Source organism: Corynebacterium sp. KPL4035, from assembly GCF_037908325.1.
GTDB classification, from domain to species: Bacteria; Actinomycetota; Actinomycetes; order Mycobacteriales; family Mycobacteriaceae; genus Corynebacterium; species Corynebacterium kefirresidentii.
This window is the reverse complement of the sequence record NZ_JBBMGF010000001.1, coordinates 218,433-239,236: the sequence shown is the minus strand read 5'-3', so window position 1 is coordinate 239,236 and position 20,804 is coordinate 218,433. Positions and strand designations below refer to the sequence as shown.

Annotated in this window: 17 protein-coding genes; 2 read left to right on the top strand and 15 right to left on the bottom strand. The window is 57.3% G+C overall.

What is annotated here, in order from left to right:
* From WMP96_RS01110 to WMP96_RS01055, 12 genes are all read right to left on the bottom strand, one after another.
* Entirely contained in the window at positions 1 to 291 is a 291-nt protein-coding gene (locus WMP96_RS01110; protein WP_023021278.1) for a hypothetical protein, read from the bottom strand.
* Entirely contained in the window at positions 288 to 821 is a 534-nt protein-coding gene (locus tag WMP96_RS01105; RefSeq protein WP_023021277.1) for a monovalent cation/H+ antiporter subunit E, read from the bottom strand. The genes WMP96_RS01110 and WMP96_RS01105 overlap by 4 nt, the downstream gene beginning before the upstream one ends.
* Entirely contained in the window at positions 822 to 2,363 is a 1,542-nt protein-coding gene (locus WMP96_RS01100; protein WP_023021276.1) for a monovalent cation/H+ antiporter subunit D family protein, read from the bottom strand.
* A complete protein-coding gene (locus WMP96_RS01095) occupies positions 2,363 to 2,839 on the bottom strand; it encodes a sodium:proton antiporter (RefSeq protein WP_023021275.1) in 477 nt (158 codons plus the stop codon). The genes WMP96_RS01100 and WMP96_RS01095 overlap by 1 nt, the downstream gene beginning before the upstream one ends.
* Positions 2,839 to 5,817 (bottom strand): DUF4040 family protein, encoded by a 2,979-nt coding sequence (locus WMP96_RS01090; RefSeq protein ID WP_239207558.1) that lies wholly within the window; start codon positions 5,815 to 5,817, stop codon positions 2,839 to 2,841. Before WMP96_RS01090 ends, WMP96_RS01095 begins: the two co-directional genes overlap by 1 nt.
* A gap of 371 nt (positions 5,818 to 6,188) precedes the next feature.
* Positions 6,189 to 8,153, bottom strand: a complete 1,965-nt coding sequence (ftsY, locus tag WMP96_RS01085) for a signal recognition particle-docking protein FtsY (protein WP_239207557.1) — start codon at positions 8,151 to 8,153, stop codon at positions 6,189 to 6,191.
* A 153-nt stretch (positions 8,154 to 8,306) separates the two neighbouring features.
* The gene (gene smc / locus WMP96_RS01080; RefSeq protein WP_340431894.1) at positions 8,307 to 11,765 is read right to left on the bottom strand and encodes a chromosome segregation protein SMC; all 3,459 of its coding nucleotides are present in this window, start codon (positions 11,763 to 11,765) and stop codon (positions 8,307 to 8,309) included.
* Positions 11,766 to 11,843: 78 nt separating this feature from the next.
* Positions 11,844 to 12,122: an acylphosphatase gene (locus WMP96_RS01075; protein ID WP_301715636.1), complete on the bottom strand. Its 279-nt coding sequence runs from the start codon at positions 12,120 to 12,122 to the stop codon at positions 11,844 to 11,846.
* Between the two features lie 22 nt (positions 12,123 to 12,144).
* Complete coding sequence (locus tag WMP96_RS01070; RefSeq protein WP_200288901.1) at positions 12,145 to 13,644, bottom strand: alanine/glycine:cation symporter family protein; 1,500 nt, start codon at positions 13,642 to 13,644, stop codon at positions 12,145 to 12,147.
* Between the two features lie 53 nt (positions 13,645 to 13,697).
* A complete protein-coding gene (mutM, locus tag WMP96_RS01065; RefSeq protein ID WP_023021269.1) occupies positions 13,698 to 14,513 on the bottom strand; it encodes a bifunctional DNA-formamidopyrimidine glycosylase/DNA-(apurinic or apyrimidinic site) lyase in 816 nt (271 codons plus the stop codon).
* Between the two features lie 2 nt (positions 14,514 to 14,515).
* Positions 14,516 to 15,286, bottom strand: a complete 771-nt coding sequence (gene rnc, locus WMP96_RS01060; RefSeq protein ID WP_023021268.1) for a ribonuclease III — start codon at positions 15,284 to 15,286, stop codon at positions 14,516 to 14,518.
* Positions 15,283 to 15,828: a YceD family protein gene (locus WMP96_RS01055; RefSeq protein WP_023021267.1), complete on the bottom strand. Its 546-nt coding sequence runs from the start codon at positions 15,826 to 15,828 to the stop codon at positions 15,283 to 15,285. The genes rnc and WMP96_RS01055 overlap by 4 nt, the downstream gene beginning before the upstream one ends.
* Before the next feature lie 150 nt (positions 15,829 to 15,978).
* Here WMP96_RS01055 and WMP96_RS01050 point away from each other — a divergent pair, with 150 nt between their 5' ends.
* The gene (locus WMP96_RS01050) at positions 15,979 to 16,626 is read left to right on the top strand and encodes a hypothetical protein (RefSeq protein WP_340431892.1); all 648 of its coding nucleotides are present in this window, start codon (positions 15,979 to 15,981) and stop codon (positions 16,624 to 16,626) included.
* Positions 16,627 to 16,810: 184 nt separating this feature from the next.
* Here the strand turns inward: WMP96_RS01050 and WMP96_RS01045 are convergent, their stop codons facing one another.
* Both WMP96_RS01045 and gdhA read right to left on the bottom strand, forming a co-directional pair.
* The gene (locus WMP96_RS01045) at positions 16,811 to 17,569 is read right to left on the bottom strand and encodes a DivIVA domain-containing protein (RefSeq protein WP_023021265.1); all 759 of its coding nucleotides are present in this window, start codon (positions 17,567 to 17,569) and stop codon (positions 16,811 to 16,813) included.
* Between the two features lie 199 nt (positions 17,570 to 17,768).
* Positions 17,769 to 19,115 carry an NADP-specific glutamate dehydrogenase gene (gdhA, locus tag WMP96_RS01040; protein WP_340431890.1) on the bottom strand — a complete coding sequence of 449 codons (1,347 nt, stop codon included), beginning with the start codon at positions 19,113 to 19,115 and terminating at the stop codon, positions 17,769 to 17,771.
* 198 nt (positions 19,116 to 19,313) lie between these two features.
* Between gdhA and WMP96_RS01035 the strand changes: the two genes are divergently transcribed.
* Positions 19,314 to 20,396, top strand: coding sequence for a glycerate kinase family protein (locus WMP96_RS01035; protein ID WP_239204286.1), 1,083 nt, complete (start codon positions 19,314 to 19,316; stop codon positions 20,394 to 20,396).
* On the opposite strand, the gene WMP96_RS01030 is transcribed toward WMP96_RS01035, so the two are convergent.
* Positions 20,393 to 20,791, bottom strand: coding sequence for a hypothetical protein (locus WMP96_RS01030; protein WP_023021262.1), 399 nt, complete (start codon positions 20,789 to 20,791; stop codon positions 20,393 to 20,395). The two genes, WMP96_RS01035 and WMP96_RS01030, sit on opposite strands and share 4 nt — an antisense overlap.
* Positions 20,792 to 20,804: the final 13 nt, after the last annotated feature.

The window sequence follows — 20,804 nt, the reverse complement described above, 5'->3', positions numbered from 1 at the left end:
TTATCGCCTGCCCTTCGAGATAATGCGGGCCATAGATAGCGTGGGCAGCACGCCCGCGGCAATGGCACCGAGGAGTGCAATGTAGTAGGCCATCGGGGCGTTATTGGTCATCGACCATGCCAAGTACATGCAGATCATGCCGTAGAACACGATGTCAGACGTAATTGCGCGAGTGAGCTCATCGCGTGTGCGCAGTGCAAGCAGCACGCCGCACCATGTGGCGATGCCAATGATGAATACGCATACAAATACGACCCAGCCGAACGGGGACAGTGTGGCAAAATCAATCATCGCTCGGTCTCCTTCCTGCGTTTTATGTTCCGGGCATGACGCTTCGGCTTTTCGACGTCCGCTTCGCTTTCTGAAAGCGGAGTGTCCTCCGCCCGCGCCAAGTCAGGCGAGCGCATAAAGCGACCGACAGATTCGAGGGGATACTCGTAGAATGCCTCATCCAATTCCGTCGTCTCTCCTTGGCCTGGGACGCCGTAGTCGATGTCTTTCACCCGTGGGGCAAGGCGTTGCTCCATATCAGCCAAGTCAGCCACGATTGCCGCCGGGTCAGATCCCTGAACTGCCTGCACCAGCACGATGCGCGGCAGCCCCTTGCGGGGTGGCTCGCGCAAACCCAACGAAAGCGTTCCTGGCGTTGCGGTGATGGAAGAAGTAAACCAGAAGATCTCCCATGCGCCAGTCACACGCAGTGGATAACGAATGATAACCGGGTGGTATTCGTTATCTGGCTTAAAGGCCGCCATCGCCAGGCTAATGCCGGCCACAAAGATTTCCTTAATGAGCCACAATGCATACACCACTGCGTTCATTTAACGGCCCTCCTGAATTTCATCGATATTGGGAACTGCAATCGGCTCGTCTCCCAAGACGGTTTCAGTATAAGCGGTGGTATCAAGCAGCTGCTCCGAGGCGCTATCCACAACGTCCAGAACGATTCCAGAGAAAATGAACATGCACAGAGAACCAAGGATGAGTGCGGCAGAGGGGGCCATGAGCTTTTTGCGGATGATCAGTTCATCCGGAACCTTATCTTCCGGCAAGCCCTTGCCCCAGAAAACCTTGCGCCATACCCGCAGCATGGCCAAGAAGGCGGCAAAGGAGGCAATGATAATAGCCGCGATAGCGATCCACGCCCACGCGCCTCCTACCCGGGCAATCTCGAAGACGATCATCAGCTTGCCCCACATTCCGGAGAACGGCGGGAAACCTACGACGGAGAACGCACCGGCAGCGAAAATCCACGCGATAATGGGGTCCCGACGAGCGAGACCGGACAGCTTGGTTAGCAGGCCCGTGCCGTAGGTTTCCTCAATGGCGCCAGAAGCCAAGATCAGCGAACCAACAGTCAACATGTGGTGAATCGTGTACATAATGCCGGCTGCTAGTGCGCGGCGTGGGTCATCAGAGGTAAAAGCAAGCATTACCAAGATGAAAGGCATGCCGTTGAGCATCTGATAGCCGAGCACGCGGCGAATGGAGTTCTCCGCTAGGCCGCCAAAGGCACCGATCATCATGGAGATGATCATGATCACGATGATCAACACATTCCAGCGCTGATCCAGACCGAATAGCTGCACGTAGAGGCGATAGAGCATGTACACGGCCACCTTGGTGTGCAGGCCGGAAAACAGGCCCATCACCGCAGCTGAGGTCCCCGGGTAAGTGCGAGGCAACCACGACTGCACAGGGAATACGCCGGCCTTGGCGGTGATTGCAATGAGAATCAAACCCGCGGCGACGGTGACGGGCCCGTTACCTGCTGCCGCACCCTTCAATGCGCCAAGGTTAACCGCGCCGGTAACCGAATACATATAACCCACGCCAACGACCAGCAAGGTGGAGGCGAAAAGGTTCACCAAGACGAAGGCACGTCCGGCCGCCAGACGCGACCAAGTACCAGACATGGTGATAAGGCCATAAGACGGCAGAAGCATAACCTCAATAAAGACGAAGAAGTTAAAGAGGTCAGCAGTAAGCAACGCACCGCAGACACCGGTAATCAAAATCAAGGTGAGCGATGGATAAAAGCGAGACTTGGTCTCCCCGCCCGCAATGGCAAACCAGTTGGCACCAAAAGCGACAATCATCGTGGTGATGATCATCAACGCGGAGAAAGCATCCGCAGCAAACGGGATACCCACATTGCCTTGGTATAGGCCCACTGTGTGGGCAACTACCCCGTTATTCATGGTGTACATCAGCAGCCCCAGGCCAGCGAAGATTCCCATGCCCGGGATGATCAACATGATGGAATCGCGCACCGCACGCCACGGTGCTAGCAGTGCAAAGGCTGCTGCAATCAGCGGGACCGCTGGGAAGAGCGGAAGGAGTTGAGCTACAGCGTCAGTCATTATTTATCATCCTCCTTCTGTTCAGCTGCCCCGCGCTCTGCTACGGGAGTGTCGTGGTCCACCTGACCGATACGGTCAAGTTGGTTGGTGGATTCTTCCAGAATCTGGCGATTTTGGGCGTCACGGCCCAAGGTTGAAAAGGCATGGTCGATGGTGTTGTCATCAACCGGCTCCACCACATCGGTGTCGTCGTTCTTGCCCATTGCCGCCATCGTCAACAGGATGGTCGAGGTTGCCATGGAAATAACCACCGCGGTCAACACGAAGGCCTGCGGCAGCGGATCTGCCATCTGGTCGTGTGGAACCTGGGAGGGGAAGGACTCGCCGCGGTAGGAGTACACGCCCGTCGCCAGCAGCATTAGGTTTGCTCCGTGTCCGAAGGCCATCATGCCCAACACGATGCGCACCAAACCGCGCTGCTGGATGAGGTAGACGGCACTGCCTATGAGCAAAGCAATAGTCAATGCAAGGATCATTACTTCTCTCCTCCCCGTTTAGGCATGGACCGTTTATTTTTCCTCTTCGTCCTTGCTTCCGATGGCGTCAGCAAAGCCAGAGGATCGGTCGAGGGGTTAATCGGGTCCGGATACGGATCGTCGACATCCTCAAGCGAAATGCGCGGCGTGGTTGGCAGCGCGGAATTATCATCATGAATCCACGGTAGGAAGTCACGCTCCGTGCCAGGGCGCAGGTAACCGCCCAGGGCATTAATCGCCATGGTCAACATGCCCAACACCGCGAGGTAGATGCCCAAATCGAAGATGAGCGAGGTAGTCCAGTGCTGACCAAAGGCCTCGGCGTGGATGGCCGCGAGGAAGCCACCGTTGCCAAGGCCGTGGTGCAAGTAGCCCACGAAGCCTGCAGCCAAGGCTGTGATAATACCGATACCAGTCAAGTGAATCGGAGTCATGCGGCCAAAGACGATTTCATCAGATCCTCGGGACAGGTAGATAAGCCCGATTGCTGCGCCCATAATCAATGCTGCCGGGAAGCCACCACCAGTGGCATTATGGCCGCGGAAGAAAACGATGACAGACATGATTACTAGCAACGGGATCACCGCGTTTACGCCCTTACGCAATGGCACAGAGTTCAGCTGTGACTGGCCAAATGGCGCGGGACGTGTACCTGACTTGAATGGGAACCGCGGCAACGTTGTAGTAATGGCTGCGATAACCACTGCAGCCATGCCCAGCACGGAAAGCTCGCCCAATGTATCGAGCGCACGGAATTCCACGATGATGGTAGCCACGACGTTATCGCCGCCGGTAATATCCGGCGCATTATCGAGATACCACATGGCCAGATCCGAACGCTCGTGTCGGCCCATGAGGCCCCACACGCCCAAGAATGCAGCAACACCGGCCAAAACTGCGATGATAATAGAGCCGGTCTTGCGGGATTTATTCTTCACCGGTTGGAAGGTTTCCGGCAGGTAGCGCAGCACCATCATCATAACGATGACGGATAGGGCTTCCACCATAAACTGGGTCAAAGCTACGTCCGGCGCCCCGAGCAGGAACATCTGCAGGGTTACACCAGTGCCGGCAATGCCGATCATGATGGCACCGGTCAAGCGGTTCTGAGTTCGCACCAAACCAAACATGGCCAGCGCGATGATTCCCAATGGCAGCAGATCCCATGGGTTATCCAGACCATCTACCCTCGGCTGCAGCGCTACCCCATCGACGCCATCGCGGATGAGGGTGGTCGCGGCCAACACGATAATCAAAATGACAATGGGCACCATGTGGCGGGACGGATTATGCGAATCGGACATCTTGCCCAGGACGCGCCCCAACTGGGAGCAACCCTTCATCAGGGAATACAACAAATCATTGCCGCTGCGCGGCATAAACTCCCTGTCCTCAAAGCTTGCCCACATCTTCTTGCGGGCAAAGATACCGGCGATACCGGCGATAAGGACCACGAGCGAGATAAGGAAAGGAACATTAAGCCCGTGCCAGAGGGCAAGGTGCGAATGGTGCTCTAGACCAACAGCAGCCACTGCATGGTCAATCGGGTTATTAAAGATTCCGAGTACAAATACCAGCGGCAGGGACATAAAGCCCGGTAGTGCGGCAGGCAGCCACAGGGAAACCGGAGCCTCATGGACATGTCCCATATCGCGAGGTCCATCAAAGAAGGCGCCGAAAACGATCTTGGCGGAGTAGGTAAAGGTAAAGAAGGCGCCGATGGCGGCAACGATGAGCAAGATGACCTGACCAGTGCCACCAATCGGGGCGTCTTCAAACGCAGTGAGCATGCCTTCCTTGGATACAAAGCCCAAAAGCGGTGGTACTGCGGCCATAGAGGCCGCGCCGATGACTACCGAGCCAAATGTCCACGGCATCTTATTCCACAGTGGTCCGAGGCGGCGAATATCGCGCGAACCGGCCTCGTGGTCGATGACGCCAATAAGCATAAACAGCGAGGACTTAAATAGCGCGTGCGCCAACGTGTGTACCAACGCTGCGGCGATAGCGAATGGGGTTCCCACACCAATGGTGGCGACAATCCAGCCCAAATGGGAGACGGTCGAATAAGCCGTGAGCTTCTTCAAATCCGTCTTTTGCACTGCAAAGACCGCGGACATTACCGCGGTACCCATTCCAACCACGATGAGCAGCCAATTCCATACCGCCACATCGTGGAAGATCGTGGAAAAGCGAATCAGCAGGTACACGCCAGCCTTGACCACTGCGGCTGCGTGAAGGAAAGCCGAAACCGGAGTGGCGGCGGCCATAGCCTCAGGAAGCCAAAAGTGGAATGGGAATTGCGCCGATTTGGTAAATGCAGACGCCGCGATCAACACGGCTACGGCCGCTGTTACACTGGGGCGCTGTGTCCATACCGGCGACGCCAGAATCTCAGATACCGCAGTCGATCCGGTCACTGTCGCAGCAATACCCAACCCGGTCAGCAGGGTCAATCCACCAACGAAGGTCAGGATCAAGGTGCGCTGCGAACCAGCTTCGCCGCCCGAACCGGAGCGCGCAATCAGCATAAAGGAAGCCAAGGAGACTAGCTCCCAGGCAAGGAACAAAACCACAACGTCATTGGCCAAAACCAGCAATAAAATGGACAGCGTAAACGCTGTCATCAAGGTGTAGAAGCTGGTATTACCCTCATTCTTAGGCAGATAAGCCGCCGAATACGTAAAGACGACGGCACCAATGACCAGCGCCAACATAGCAAAGAAAATACTCAACGCATCCCCGCGGAGAGCAAAACTTACGTCGGCGCCCGGTGCGATAAAATCGCGCACCCAAGTGGCGTGGAAACTCAATTCCTCCCCGGCTGCAATGGCAGGAAATTCCTTGGCAATAAGGACCGCTGCAATAACAAAAAGGCCAGCTAGTAGATAGCCTGCCTTTCGGTCAATAACCTTTACGGTTACCGGTGCCAAGATCACTGCCAGCGCCGCGAGGAGGACTGCATAAAGTAGCGTCACGAAATACTTGCCTCACGAACCTTGGTCTAGGTTTAATGCGAATTTCGCATTAAATACAGCCCCTTCAGGCTACCATTCCCACCAAGGCCAAACCACATTGCAGCATTCCCTGGCGACTGATAAAAGGCGAGCACAACCGCCCCAAATACGCTTATAGTCAGAAAAACCACAGGCACTTAGCAGGACATTCTTCCATAGCAATTGAATTGCCCATTCCGCATAGTTTGCGAAGTGGTGATCCCAAATCGACGAAAAGAATTCGCGAGCAAGGTACACGCTGGAACTCAGCCAGGAAAACGAAGAACTCCCCCAGCACACCGTGGCGCACGCTCGCGCTTCCCGATATGCAGGGGGAGCTTTGAAGTTAGGCGTTATTTCTCGCCCAAGAGAGCGTCGACAAAGCCTTCGACCTCAAACGGTGCGAGATCATCGGCGCCTTCGCCCAAGCCCACAAGCTTGACCGGAACGCCCAATTCCTCTTGCACCTGGAAGACGATTCCGCCCTTGGCAGTACCATCCAGCTTGGTTAGGACGACGCCGGTGATATCTACTACCTCGCGGAATATGCGGGCCTGAGTCAGACCATTTTGTCCCACGGTAGCGTCCAGTACCAGCAGAACCTCGTCCACATCGGTCTTCTTTTCCACCACGCGCTTGACCTTGCCCAACTGGTCCATCAAGTCTGTGGAGGTATGCAGGCGGCCTGCGGTATCTACCAAGACCACATCTACTTGCTGTTCTACACCGCGAGCTACCGCGTCGAAGGCGACCGATGCTGGGTCAGCGCCCTCCTTGCCGCGCACGGTATCGGCGCCAACGCGGCGACCCCATGTCTCGAGCTGATCAGCGGCCGCAGCACGGAAAGTATCCGCCGCGCCCAGAAGTACCTTATGACCCATGGCTACAAGCACACGGGCAAGCTTGCCCGTGGTGGTGGTTTTGCCGGTGCCGTTAACGCCGACAACCATAACGATGGCTGGCTTACCCTCATTCGGCATGGCCTTAATGGAACGGTCCATCTCTGGGTGGCCTGCCTCGATGAGGCATTCACGCAGCATGGCACGGGCCTCGTCCTCGCTGGAGACGCCGCGCTCAGCAATTTTCTCGCGCAGGGAGTCAGTCACTTTCATAGTGGACTTGGTGCCTAGGTCCGCCATGATGAGAGTATCTTCTACTTCCTCCCAGGCATCTTCATCCAGATCGCCTGCGGAAAGAATTCCCATAAGTCCCTGGCCGATGGCATTTTGCGAACGGGACAGGCGTCCACGCAAACGCCCAAGGCGCCCACCTGCGGGGGCGATGTCTTCCTGTGGTGCTGGCGCTGGGGCCGGCTCTCCCTCTGGAACTTCGGTCTGCTCCTTGGCTGCTTCGGCCGCGCCGGTTTGTGCCTCGGCTGCAGCCGCAGCCTCTTCGGCCTCCTCGCGGTCATCGACGCGCTCTTCAATGTCTTCCGCGTTCTTGTCTTCAACGACCTCGTCAAAGACTGGGGATTCCTCTGCTGCTGCGGCGTCTTTCACATCGACGGTATCTTCAGGAGCTTCTGCCTTTTCAGCAGCTGGCGAAGCCTCCTCCGCTGACTTATCTGCCTGCGGCGTCGCTGGCTCCTTCGGCTCGGATGTTGCTTCTGGCTGCTCGACCGACTCTGCGACATTATCCGCAGGCGTTTCTTTACTTTCTGCAGCCGCAGCTGCCGTACCCGCTATCCCTGCTGCACCGGCAGCGGTTGCCGCCGTGGCTCCAGCGCCCGTGGACGGGTTCTTTTCGGACTTATCTGGGAGAGAGTCAGTCGGCTGCTCTTTGACATCTGCCGGCTTATTGGTCTCAGTAGCTTTATTGGTTTCTGCCGGCTTTGCCTGCTGTTGTGGTGCCGGCTTATTTTCCTTTGGTTGCTCTACCGCGGGCTTGTCGGCCGCAGCATCGGTCTTAGCCTGAGCAGGCTGTGGCTTGTCCGCAGGTGCTTGCGGCTTGGCCTGTGGTTGTGGGGTCTTGCCGCTAAGCTGCTCGTTGGCAATGTCGGTAGCATTAGGCTCTGCCTTTGCCTCCTGATGTGCCGGAGCTGACTTATCCGCAGCTGGCTGGTTCTTCACGGGCTTTTCCGCTTGCACCGGGCTTTTCTGCTTTTCCTTGGCACTACCGGCAGGAGCGAAGTTAAAGCCGGACTTAGCTTGATAATTGCCGGACTTTTGCTCCTGAGTAAGCTGCTTCGGTTCTTCCTCAGTGGGCTTGTCAAAGGACACCTTCTTGGCGTCGCCGCGTTTTTTGCCGATTACTACGAGAAGAATAATCAGCACAATGACGACGATCGCAATGCCGATCCATAACCATAAAGAATTCATGTCTCTATAGTGCCAGTCTTGCGGGCTCGCGGCACGCCAAACCCCCTCCTATCCCGGATAGAGGGGCCTACCGGCAGGCGACGCCCGCGGCTACCACCCTGGCTAGTCGCCCCGTGGAGCATCAACGCCCAGGCGGGTAGCGTCCTCGCTGGCTTACTCTGTTCCAGGGGCACTACCTGCGGGATTCATGCGCTGCGAAATAACACGGGTGATACCGTCGCCGCGCATGGTCACGCCATACAGCACGTTAGCTACATCCATCGTCGGCTTTTGGTGCGTAATGACGATAAGCTGCGAATCCTTGCGCAACTCTTCAAAAAGGGCGATGAGGCGGCGCAGGTTGACATCATCAAGCGCTGCCTCAACCTCATCCATGACGTAGAACGGGCTGGGGCGGGCGCGGAAGATTGCTACCAGCATTGCCAGCGCGGTGAGCGACTTCTCACCACCAGAAAGCAAGGACAGGCGCTTGACCTTCTTGCCCGGTGGGCGCGCTTCCACCTCGATACCGGTGGTAAGCATGTCCTCCGGCTCCGTGAGGATGAGGCGGCCCTCGCCACCAGGGAAAAGGGTCTGGAAGACCTTGGGGAATTCCGCTTCCACGTCATGCCAGGCATCGGTGAAAAGCTGTAAAATCTGCGCATCCACGTCCTCGATCACCCCGGCAAGATCCTTGCGGGCTTGGATGACATCTTCCAACTGGGTGGACAGGAAGGAATAACGTTCCTCCAAAGCCTTATATTCTTCCAACGCAAGCGGATTAACCTTGCCCAAAGAATTCAAGTCCTTTTCTGCTTGCTTCAGGCGCGCATTTTCCGCCCCGCGATCGAAATCCTCGCCCGGGGTGTAGTCCTGCAAAAGGTCCGAAATCGCAATGCCGAGCTGCTCCACAATCTTGGCTTCTGCTTCATCGACGCGCACCTGTGCCTGCGAGCGAGCAATTTCTGAGTCATGAGCGCGGTTCGTCAACCGGTCCAGCTGCTGTCGCGCGGCCGAGACCTGTTGTTTTACTTGCTGCAGCTGCGCGTTCAAGGAGGTGCGCTGCGCAAAGTAGTCATCGCGCTCAGCGGTGGCGCGCTCTAGCAATTGCGTGGCGCGCGCGGCCAAATCACGCGAATGCCTTGCCACTGCACCGGCCAATTCCCCTTGCGCTTTGCGCCGGGCCATGGCCTGCTCATGGCGAGCCTTGGCTTGGCGCTCATGCTGCGCTTGGCGACGCAATGCCTCGCCCTTCCCCGCTACCTGACCCACCTGGTCTTGAGCAGAGCGGGCTGCAACCTGCGCCTCCATCTCCATCGACTTAACCTGTTCTAATGCGGCCGAAGCCTCATCACGTTCCGCCGAAGAAGGCTCATCTGGCTGCTCGTCCGCATCGACGCGGGCGAGCCTATCGCGGGCGTCGGCAAGCTGCTTGCGGGCTTCTGCGATCTTTACCTCAATCTCGGTCGCCCGCGCAGCGGCCTTTTCGTGTTCCGATTTATTGGCCTCGTATTGCTTAAGCAGGCGCTGATGATCACGCTTCCACGCGTCAACCTCGGTATCGTGTTCGCGCAAAGCAGCCTTCGCCGAAGCGGCGGTCACGCGGGCATCTTCTGCTGCAATCTTTGCACCTTCAAGCGTGCCGGATAGCTCTTCTAGCTCCTGCGTCGCAGATTCCAGCTGTTCCTCTGCCTCTGCGATGCGAGCGGTGACCTCTACGGTAGACGAGGCACCGGTGCCTACTTCTACCCAACCTTCGCCCAGCACCACGCCCGATTCGGTAACGGCGCGCAGGCGAGGATCCTCTGCCACCAATTTTTTCGCCGCCGCGAAATCGGGAACGAGCACGACATCCGCAAGGAGGCGGTGCAGCGCGGCGGATACCTCCGGAACCACAGCAATGTGGTCGAGCAACCACGAGGTTCCGGTGGGCAAAGTTGCATCCACGCGCCAGGAAGTGGCGGGGGCGGCCACGGAGACATCGATAAGCGCGGAACGCGTACCTTTTTCCAGGTCCGCAATGAGCTGAACGGAAATCTCGCCGGCCTGAGCCTCAGCGAAGGCGCCCAATGCGGCAGCAACCGCTGTCTCATATGAGGTGCTGATGAATGTGGCCAGCGGCTGGAACTGCTCACCTACATCGATTTTTTCTGGTGCGGTCTGGGCCAAGGTATCGATGCGGGAGTGCAACGTGTACACGGCGCGCTCGCGTTCGCGCTGCTCATCGCGCAGCTGTTCCAAGCGCTTATCAGCCGCACCCGATTCACTGGCCGCGCGCACATGTGCCTCCTCGAGCGGCTCGCGCTCGCCAGCCAAAGATTGCAGTTTATCCGCCACCTCATCCGCCTCTGCCTGGGCAGATTGAGTGCGCTGACTGGTAGAAGCAAGGGTTTCTTCTTGCCGCGCTAGCTCCTCTTCCGCCGAAGTAACCTGGCCTGCCGCCTTTTCCTCCGCCGCGATAAGGCGGACTACGCCCTCGCGCCTATCAGCAATGGCGCGCAGCTGGGCCATGTGTTCGCGCTCGGCCGCCTCGAAGGCTTCGCGGTGCTCTGCTACCTCTTCGCGGATCGCTTCCAGGCGTTCTGCAGCTTCTTCCGCCGCGGCGAGAAGCTCCGCATGCTCCTCATCTGCACGGGTGGCCCGTGCCTCTAGGTCCTCCGGATCTTGGCCAGAATAAGCCACCTGCGCACCAGCATTGGCCGCTCGCTCTTCCGCGATGCGCTGCGTGGCGGAAATGCGCTCAGAAAGCGTAGACAGATCGAACCATAGTTTTTGGGCGGCATCTGCCTTGGGGCTTATTTCTTCTAGTTGGGCTTCTACCTCTAGCTGGGAGCCTGTCGCTTCTTCCAGCTGCGCCGTAACTTCTTCAACCTGCTCGGCGAGAACTTCGGCTGTGCGCTCGGCCTCCTGAAACTTGCTGCGCAGCCGCACTACCCTATCGCCGGCTAAGCGCAGGCGGGCATCGCGCAGATCAGCTTGCACCGTGGCCGCACGCTGCGCGGCCTCGGCCTGGCGGGCCAAAGGCTTAAGCTGCTTTCCTAGCTCATCCGTAAGGTCCTGCAGGCGATCCAAATTGGCCTGCATGCCAGTGAGCTTTCGCTGCGCCTTTTCCTTGCGGCGGCGGTGTTTGAGCACACCCGCTGCCTCTTCGATATAAGAGCGCCGATCTTCGGGCCGCGATTCGAGGATTTCAGAAAGCTTGCCTTGGCCGACGATAATATGCATCTCGCGGCCAATGCCCGAATCAGAGAGCAGCTCCTGGATATCCATGAGGCGCGCTTTGGCACCATTGATTTCGTATTCGCTGGCACCGTCACGGAACATTCGGCGGGTGACCGAAACTTCCGAATACTCGATCGGCAGCGCGCCGTCCGCATTATCGATGGTGAGAGTTACCTCGGCGCGGCCCAAGGCTTTGCGATCGCCGGCGCCGGCGAAAATGACGTCTTGCATCTTTCCGCCACGCAGCGTCTTGGCGCTTCCCTCGCCCATGACCCAAGCTAGCGCATCGACCACATTGGACTTGCCGGAACCATTCGGTCCGACAACAGCGCAAATGCCCGGCTCAAATTTCAGAGACGTCGCCGACGCAAATGATTTAAAGCCTTTGAGCGTCAGCGATTTCAGGTGCATTTGGGTTAGTTTAGCAAGCTTAGAGCACGCCTGCCCAGCCGAGCCTCAAGGCTCGAAACTGCGGGCGTATGCTATGCATTAGCGTTCAATGAAGCCAGACTCTCCCTTGGGGGCAGCCCACTGCTCGACTACTAGGTCCACCGTTCCTGGCCGGCGAGTCATACTGGGCTGTTCTTTGAGGAGTCCTAGCAATTCTTCACAATTCTCCCGCGGTCCCTCGGCTACAACCTGAACCCGACCGTCGGCCAAATTAGTAGCATGCCCCTTCAAGCCTAGCTCGAGGGCACGGGAGCGCGTCCACCATCGAAAGCCCACGCCTTGGACGTGCCCGTGGACAAAAGCGGTCATTCTTTCCATGGTCAAGCGGCCTCCCTAGCTCCTAGTAGTGATCTTGTTGACCCTTATCGCGCAGGACGCGGCGGTCCTCTTCGCTGCGACGAGTGACGGGGTCGGAGCCGTCCCAGCACTCCACGCCTTTAAGCTCCGGCAGCATATCGCGGTGGAATACCGGGTCTATGCCATGGCTGCGCTGCTCGTTGTAGTTCTTGAGCAGTTTGATGGCCACCCCGGATAGCGGCACGATGGCGAGGATATTGAGGATAACCATGGTTGCCGCGCCGGTATCGGCCAAGGCAAAGACCAGCGGCAAGGAGCCCACCGCACCGAACCAGACAAAGAAAAGTACGACGAGGCGGAAAATCACCAGCGCAGGCTTGCTCTGGGTGAGGTACTCCAGGTTAGACTCCGCCAAGTAGTAATTGCCCAGGATGGAAGAGAAGGCCAGGAAGAAGAGGATAAAGCTGACGAAGTGGATTCCCCACTCGCCCACCTCAGAAGATAGGGCTGCCTGGGTCAAGGACACGCCTTCTGCTTCTGCACCATAGGCAATCTCTGGTCCCAGCAAGATAATGAAAGCGGTGATGGTACATACCACCAAGGTGTCAAAGTACACGCCGAGGGTCTGCACCAAGCCTTGCTTGACTGGGTGAGATACGGCCGCAGTTGCCGCCGCGTTAGGGGCAGAGCCTTCGCCGGCCTCATTTGAAAACAGACCGCGCTGAATACCCTTCATCATGGCCGCGCCAAGACCAGCTCCCGCAATTTCCTTGATTCCTAGGGCGTGACCGACGATATCGCCAATCATTCCCGGTACCTTGTCAAAATTGGTAATGACGACAAAACCACCGATGAGCAGGTAAGCCACCGCCATAAATGGCACGATGACCTGGGTGATATTGGCAATGCGGTTCACACCGCCAAAGATGATAAGACCCGCAACCACGGCGATAACAATGCCGATAATGGAGCGGAACATCGTGTCATCGCGGTCAAAGGAAAAGGACACCGCATCCGCAATGGCGTTGGTCTGGAAGGCGTTATATACCAAGCCAAAGGTAAAGGCGATGGCGATGGAGAAAAGCACGCCGAGCGGTCCCCACCCCAAACCGCGCTTCATATAATACGCCGGACCACCGCGGTACCCATTGCCATCGCGGACCTTCCACAGCTGGGCCAAGGTTGACTCGATGAACGCAGTAGCGCCACCCAGGATGGCAATCAGCCACATCCAGAAGACGGCACCTGGGCCGCCAACGGAAATGGCCACTGCCACGCCGGCAACGTTACCGGTGCCAACGCGGGAAGCAGCTGAAATGGTGAAGGCCTTAAACGCGGAGATTCCGCCATAGTCTTCGTCCTCATCGCGGCCCTCCCCCTTGGGGCGCTCGACGACGGCGCGGAACATATCCGGCACCATGCGCACTTGCACCAAAGCAGTACGGATGCCGAAGAATAGGCCCGCAGCAATCAGCAGCCACGGCAAAATCCACGACCACACGCCGTCATTAAATGTCGTTACGACATTTTCAAGAAAATCCATGCAGAATAATTTACTGCCTTAAGGTTCACAACGTGAACCCCATGCGCCATAAATTATTGACAATGGGGGCAAAAATGGGTGGACCGCCCTGAAATTATGCAGCGCTCCAAGGGCGTTCCACACCGCAGACAGGGCTGGCCAGCACGCCCATACGCGGCCAAGGAACGCGAAAAATACCCCGATTCGCCGTTCACATTTACGTACAGGGAATCAAAACTCGTGCCACCCACTTTTAGGGCCGCTGTCATGACCTCCTGAGCTGCCGAAAGCAGAGCAACAGCATCTTTTTGCCGCAAGGTCGAGGCTTTCTTGCGGGGTGAGATTTGCGCGGCCCACAGGGATTCATCAGCGTAAATATTGCCGATTCCAGAGGTCAGCGTTTGATCCAAAAGCGCGGTCTTCACTGCGGTCCTCTTCGCACGCAGGCGCCGTGCTGTAGCCGCACTATCGAAATCCGGTTCCAGCGGGTCAATGCCAATGTGCGCAATCTTGTCCCACGGCGCATACAACCAATACCCAAAGGTGCGCTGGTCAACAAAGCACACCTCTACCCCACCGCTCAGCTGGGCGGTAATGCGAAGGTGCGAAGATTCGGTGGCACCTATTCGGATCTGACCCGACATACCTAGGTGGATAAAGAGGACGTCACGGTGGGGGTCCATGGCATCTTCGCCCACAAATTCCAGCCACATAAACTTCCCGCGCCTGGCCACCGCAGAGATCTCTTTGCCCTCAAGGAGACCGGAAAGCGGCTCATCTTGGCCACGATTGGAACGCGGGTGTAACACCTCTACAGACTCAAAAGTCCGTCCCACCACGTGTGGTGCAAGGCCACGGCGGACGGACTCGACTTCCGGCAATTCCGGCATGCTCAGCCCTCTTTATGTGCAGTGCCTTGCACCAAAAGCGGAGTTTCGCGCAGGGTCTGGCAGGCCTCCTGAGCTGCCTGCTGCTCGGCCAACTTTTTATTGTGGCCCACACCATTTCCTACGGTCAGACCAGCCACAGTAGCTACTGCATTAAAGGTCTGGTCATGCTCTGGTCCGGTGGAAGTAGCCGAATAAACCGGCATCGGCGCCTTTAGCTCCGCGCACAGCTCCTGCAAAGTGGTCTTCCAATCCAAGTGGCGCCCGCTCACAGTCGCATTTTCGATCTTTTCCGCAAATAAGCGCAAGATGACGTCACGCGCCGTTTCAAAACCATGCTCGCGGTAAATGGCACCAAAGATTGCCTCAGTGGTATCCGCAAGAATGGAATCTTTATCGCGGCCACCGGTGGACTGCTCGCCCTTACCCAACAAAATGTGCGGTCCTAGGTTTATTTCCCGGGCGATATCAGACAGGCCGTAGCGCGAGACAATCGATGCGCGCATCTTGGAAATATCCGATTCCGGACGGGACGGGTAGGTGATGTAGAGCTGAGAGGCTACCGAGAGGCCCAGCACCGCATCGCCCAAGAACTCCAAGCGCTCGTTGTTTGGCAAGTGCCCATTTTCATTAGCAAATGAACGGTGGGTCAATGCTAGGCACAGGTGCTCTGGTTGCAATTCCACACCGAGCGATTCCAACAACGGGGAATGGTCTACTGCAGCGAACTCGGCAGCCAGTGCCTCTTCCCCAGTTAGCTTCTTCTTGCGGCTCATAGGAACTTCTCCAAACCAGCCCAACGGGGATCGACCTTTTCTTCGTCCTCTTCGCCAGAGATACCCGTGGTCACGCCCTCAGGCGTGTCAATCTCGCAGCCATCTTCGCATACCGGGGCAAAGGGAAGATTAAGGCCTGCCTCATCGATCACGGCCTGCAAAAGATCCAGCTCATCATCTTCAATCTCTGGAATCTCATCTCCGGATCCTTCGTCACCGTCTGAAGGGGTATCTCCCGAGACAAAGGATTCGTCGGCTGCAAAGACCTGTGTGACGTGCAAGTCCAACTGTGGGTGCAATTCCTTCAAGCAGCGAGCGCATTCCCCGGTCAGCTGTCCGGATACGTTGGCATCCACTAAGACACCTGCACCAAGAGGGGTCAAGGTAGCGTCTACGGTGAGCTCTTCGCCCTGCGGGATGGCGATCATCTCCACGCCGATCCTCTCAGGTGAGGGGCCGGTTTGGGTGCGTTGTTCCGGCAGTGCGTCAGCGCCTTGGGCGTTCAACAATTCGCCCACATCGAACTTCAATGGTGATGTCATAACACTAGGTAGTCTACCTTGCCCCGCAAACTCCGCCTAGCGGCCCGCGCGAGGAAAGTTTCTGTCAAGAATCTGGCGTTTAATGTAAAAGGACATATGCCTTTGCGGATTAGCCTTTTCCCGAGCGAAAGCCGTCCTTAGTCTGGAAGCATGACCTACCACTTGGCACTAGCCTCCACGGATCTACGCAGCATAGCGCTCGGTTTCACCGTGTTTAGCTGTCTTCCCGCTGCGGTGTTAGCTACTGCCGGTATGCTCGTTCACGCCACTCCACGCCCGGACCGTTCAGGCATGTACGGCGCGCGTGGCATTCGCCTCTTTACCGCACTCATCTGTAGCGTCGTTGCCGGTTTGGTAGCCGGTGCCATTTTAGTATTGCCCACCGGCATGGACCTTTCGGTCCTTACCGGCGCGCTCATCTTTTCCCTAAGCGCAGGTGCTATTACTTGGTTCTCCCGCGCGACCATTCCTACCGCGCTCATTTCTGTGGGCACGATGGTGCTAGCTACCGGTGTGCTCCTTAGCGTGTGTGCCGTGTGCTTTCCACAAAATTTCAGTGATAATCCCTTGACATCATTGTCTTCCTATTTCTTCACTGCACTCGTTGCGTTCCTTTTTCCAGGCTTGGTAACCGCGATTATTGCAGCATGCATGGCCGTCCAATCCGCCGCGCCTGCACACCTTCTCCCGCAGCAGGAAGACATCTCCGTTCCCCTACACACCCACATAACGCCTACTCCCCATGAAAAAGGAAAGGCCATTGCCGCTAAGCAACCTCGCACTCGTGCCACCACCTAATTTACTCAGACCAGCGGCGATGAATAAAGGCCCTATTTGGTGAGTAGACGGTGTACGACGAACCGCCTGCTCACCAAATAGGGCCTTTGGCCGTGCCTAGTGTATAGGTCTTTCCTAGCCCCTTACTCTACGGCCCGGTGTGCACCGAACCATAGAGCTTAAGGCCGATAAAGAAACTAAAATTTTAGCGCTCGTTATAGCGGCGCTCATAGGTCTCGCCTTCCGCGTAACGTGTGTTGCTTGCGGCGCCGCCGGCGCGTCCCGGAGCCGAATAGTCGCCGCCACGGGAGCGCACTCCGGCACCGCCGCGCAGGGCAGAGCGGTCGGAGTTTACTGTACGCAGCAGACCATTAAGGGTGGTTTCAAATTCGCTTAGCTTGCCATCCACAAATTCATCGCATTCACTGCGCAGACGGTTAGATTCGGTGTGGGCGGATTCCACAATGCGATGTGCTTCTTCATCGGCGCGGCGAACAACTTCTGATTCCGAAACCAGACGCTCTTGCTCTGCGCGGCCTTCAGCGACGGAACGCTCATATTCATCATTCGCCTGAGCGATAGTACGGTCTGCTTCCGCGCGGGCCTGCTCCACCATGGACTGAGCGCGAGCTTCAGCATCAGCCACCAGCTTGGCGGCATGCTGTTCTGCATGGGACACCGTGGCATCTGCTTCCTCGCGGGCGTGGCCCACAATGTCATCTGCCTGGGCATTAGCATCATTGATGGTTTGGTCCGCGCGCTCTTCAGCGCCGTGCAGGATTTCATCCTGCTTATCCAAGACATCCTGCGCGTCATCAATCTCAACGGGCAGCGCGTTACGGAGGTCGTCGAGAAGCGCGAGCATTTCATGGCGCGGAACTACGCAATTAGAGGTCATGGGGAAGCCATGGGCCCCCTCCAAGTGCTGAACTAATTCATCTAGAGACTCAAAGACACGGTACATACCGCGAATTTTACATACCCTCACCCGCCATGCGTGGAGGCCACGCACCGAGTGTGTACTGCAGATTTTACTTCCACAACCGGTCTTGCCAGTCCGCGCCCACACATACAGAATTTATGGCACGCATATACAAGAACAAGCGCCCCTTTTGCCGCCACGCTCTGTGGCGCAAAAGGGGAGCTTGAATAAACGCCGATTTTTAGATGACGCCCTGTGCCAGCATGGCATCCGCTACCTTCTTGAAGCCGGCGATATTTGCGCCGGCTACGTAATCGCCTTCGCGGTCGTATTCCTTCGCCGTGTTGTCGATGTTTTTAAAGATAGTAGACATGATCGCGTGGAGGCGGTCATCGGTGTAGTCAAAGGACCAAGAATCACGGGACGCATTTTGCTGCATTTCCAGCGCGGAGGTAGCAACACCACCAGCATTAGCGGCCTTGCCCGGCGCGAAGTTGATCTTGGATTCTTGGAATATGTGGACGGCCTCCGGGGTGGACGGCATATTGGCACCTTCGGCCACGTAGCGCACGCCGCCTTCCACAAGCTTTTTGGCCGAGTCGCCGTCCAGCTCATTTTGGGTAGCACACGGCAGTGCCACGTCCGCCCCTACTTCCCAGATATTTCCGCCCTCATGGAATTCCACGCCGCTGCCAGCCTCTTGTGCATAAGTGGAAATACGCTCACGACGAGTTTCTTTGACGTTCTTGAGAAGCTCGATGTCCACGCCTTGTGGGGTGGTGATATAGCCGGAAGAATCGGACATGGCCACCACGGTGGCGCCCAGTTCTTGGGCCTTCGCTGCGGCGTAGATGGCAACATTGCCCGAGCCAGAGACAATGACCTTGGCACCATCAAAGGACTCGCCATGGGTCTTCATCATTTCATTGGTGAAATAGACCGTGCCAAAGCCTGTGGCCTCGGTACGAACCAGGGAACCGCCCCAGGTCAGGCCTTTGCCAGTAAGGACACCGGATTCATGCTGGGTAGTCAGGCGGCGGTACTGACCAAAGAGGAAGCCGATCTCGCGGCCGCCGACGCCAATATCACCAGCTGGAACATCGCGGTATTCTCCGATGTGGCGGTGCAACTCCGTCATGAAAGACTGGCAGAAGCGCATGATTTCCACCTCGGACCTGCCCTTGGGATCAAAGTCAGAACCGCCCTTGCCACCGCCAATGGGCAGGCCGGTCAGGGAATTTTTGAAGATCTGCTCAAAACCGAGGAACTTAATGATGCCCAGGTTGACCGAAGGATGGAAACGCAGTCCGCCCTTGTAGGGGCCGAGCGCAGAATTGAACTGGACGCGAAAACCGCGATTGACTTGGATATCACCATTGTCATCGATCCACGGCACGCGGAAGATGAGCTGGCGCTCAGGTTCACAGAGACGCTCCACCAAGCCGTAGTCCGCGTACTGCGGGTCTTTTTCTAGGACAATCTTCAGCGAGTCCAGAACCTCAGAAACCGCTTGGTGGAATTCTGGTTCTCCCGCATTGCGCTTGAGCAATTTGTCGTAGTACTCAGAAATTTGGCTATCTACTGACATGGCGTGCATTCCATTCTGTGGACGTATAAGAACAGATACCAGTTTCCTATCAAACTACCGATAAAGCAAGCAGTTTCTAGACCTTGCATAGATCCGAACCGTCTTTACCAGCGACAATAAAGTAAAATATTTTCTGTAGAACGTTCGGATCTTCAGCTGCACAGACTCCTTTCGCAGGCGGGCTTTATAATCACGGGCATGCATATTGTCGTCGCGCCAGACTCGTTTAAAGGCACCGCCTCCGCGCCCGAGGCCGCAGCAGCCATTGCTATGGGGGTGCGCCAGGTTCTTCCCGAGGCCACGGTTACCACCCTGCCCATGGCCGATGGTGGCGAGGGAACCGCCGCCGTCCTCGCACAAGCGGCCGCGGCCGGCGGACAATCCGTCGAAAACATCACCCTGCCTACCACCGACGCCATAGGCCGCTTGACTCAGGCAAGCTATGCTCTGGCCGGAACCACTGCGTTTATCGACGTCGCCTCTGCCACCGGCCTACCCGCAGTGCAGGACAGCCTTGATCCGCTGCACGCCGATTCTTATGGCACCGGCGTGCTGATTGCGGATGCAGAAACACGCGGCGCCACCTCGATTGTGCTCGGATTGGGAGGAACTGCCAGCATCGACGCCGGTATGGGCATCCTTACCGCGCTCGGCGCTGCCGCGCACGACGCCCGCGGCTACGCCCTGCCCAAGGGCGGCGCTCCCCTAGTTCAGCTCGATCACATTGACACCGCGCAGCTCAATATCAAGGCGGGCATGCTTGATTTCACATTGCTGGCAGATACCCGCGCTACTCCAGTACAGGCGGCAACCATGTACGGCCCCCAAAAAGGAGCGCAAGGCGAGCAGGTAGCCCTGCTGGCCGGTGCCATGTTGCAAACATGCGAAGTCACCGGCGCAGATGCGGACTCCGAATTTTTCGGTGCCGCGGGTGGCCTTCCCATCGGCCTGCACTGGCTTTCTCGCACGCTCTGGGGCTCAGATGAGCATATTCGCGTCTTATCCGGCGGCGCACATGTCGCCACTGCACTCGGGCTGCCAGAAAAAATATCCTCCGCCGATCTCGTCATTACCGGCGAGGGCCGGTTTGACGAGCAATCTTTGACCGGAAAGGCCGTCGGAACCATTGCGGGTCTCGCCCAGGACGCAGGCACGCCTATGGGCATTATCGCCGGTTCCTTCGAGCATGACATGGACGCCTACTGCGCATCGCTTAGCCAAGAAGGCCCCCTGGCGCAACAGCTGGCGGCGGCCGCCAGGGACATCGTCAAGCAGCTCTAAGGCCGGATAGACAGCGACCACGGGAAGATAGCTGGCTGCTCATGCGCCAGCTCATCTTCCAGCAAGACGTGGTCTTTCGGCAGCACTGCATGCGGGGTAAGAAGGCGCGAGAGCACCATGCCTAGTTGGTTAACCGAGCCGCTCACCCCTGTTACCGCAATGTCGTAGCGGTACACGCTCGCGTCCTCAAGGTCGCGGTCCTCATGCTCATCGCGATAATTTTGCCGCAGCTGTTCTTCCAACCCCTCTGGAAACTGCGGCGCATCGGGGCGAGTAACCTCAGCGGAGGCTAATGAACCGCTTTCTACCAACTTGTCGGTGGCAGTGGTAAAGATATCCGCGACGCGCTCTGCTTGTGCGTTGGGAACCAAAACATCAAATTGAATAACCGGCATAGCGCTAACCCTA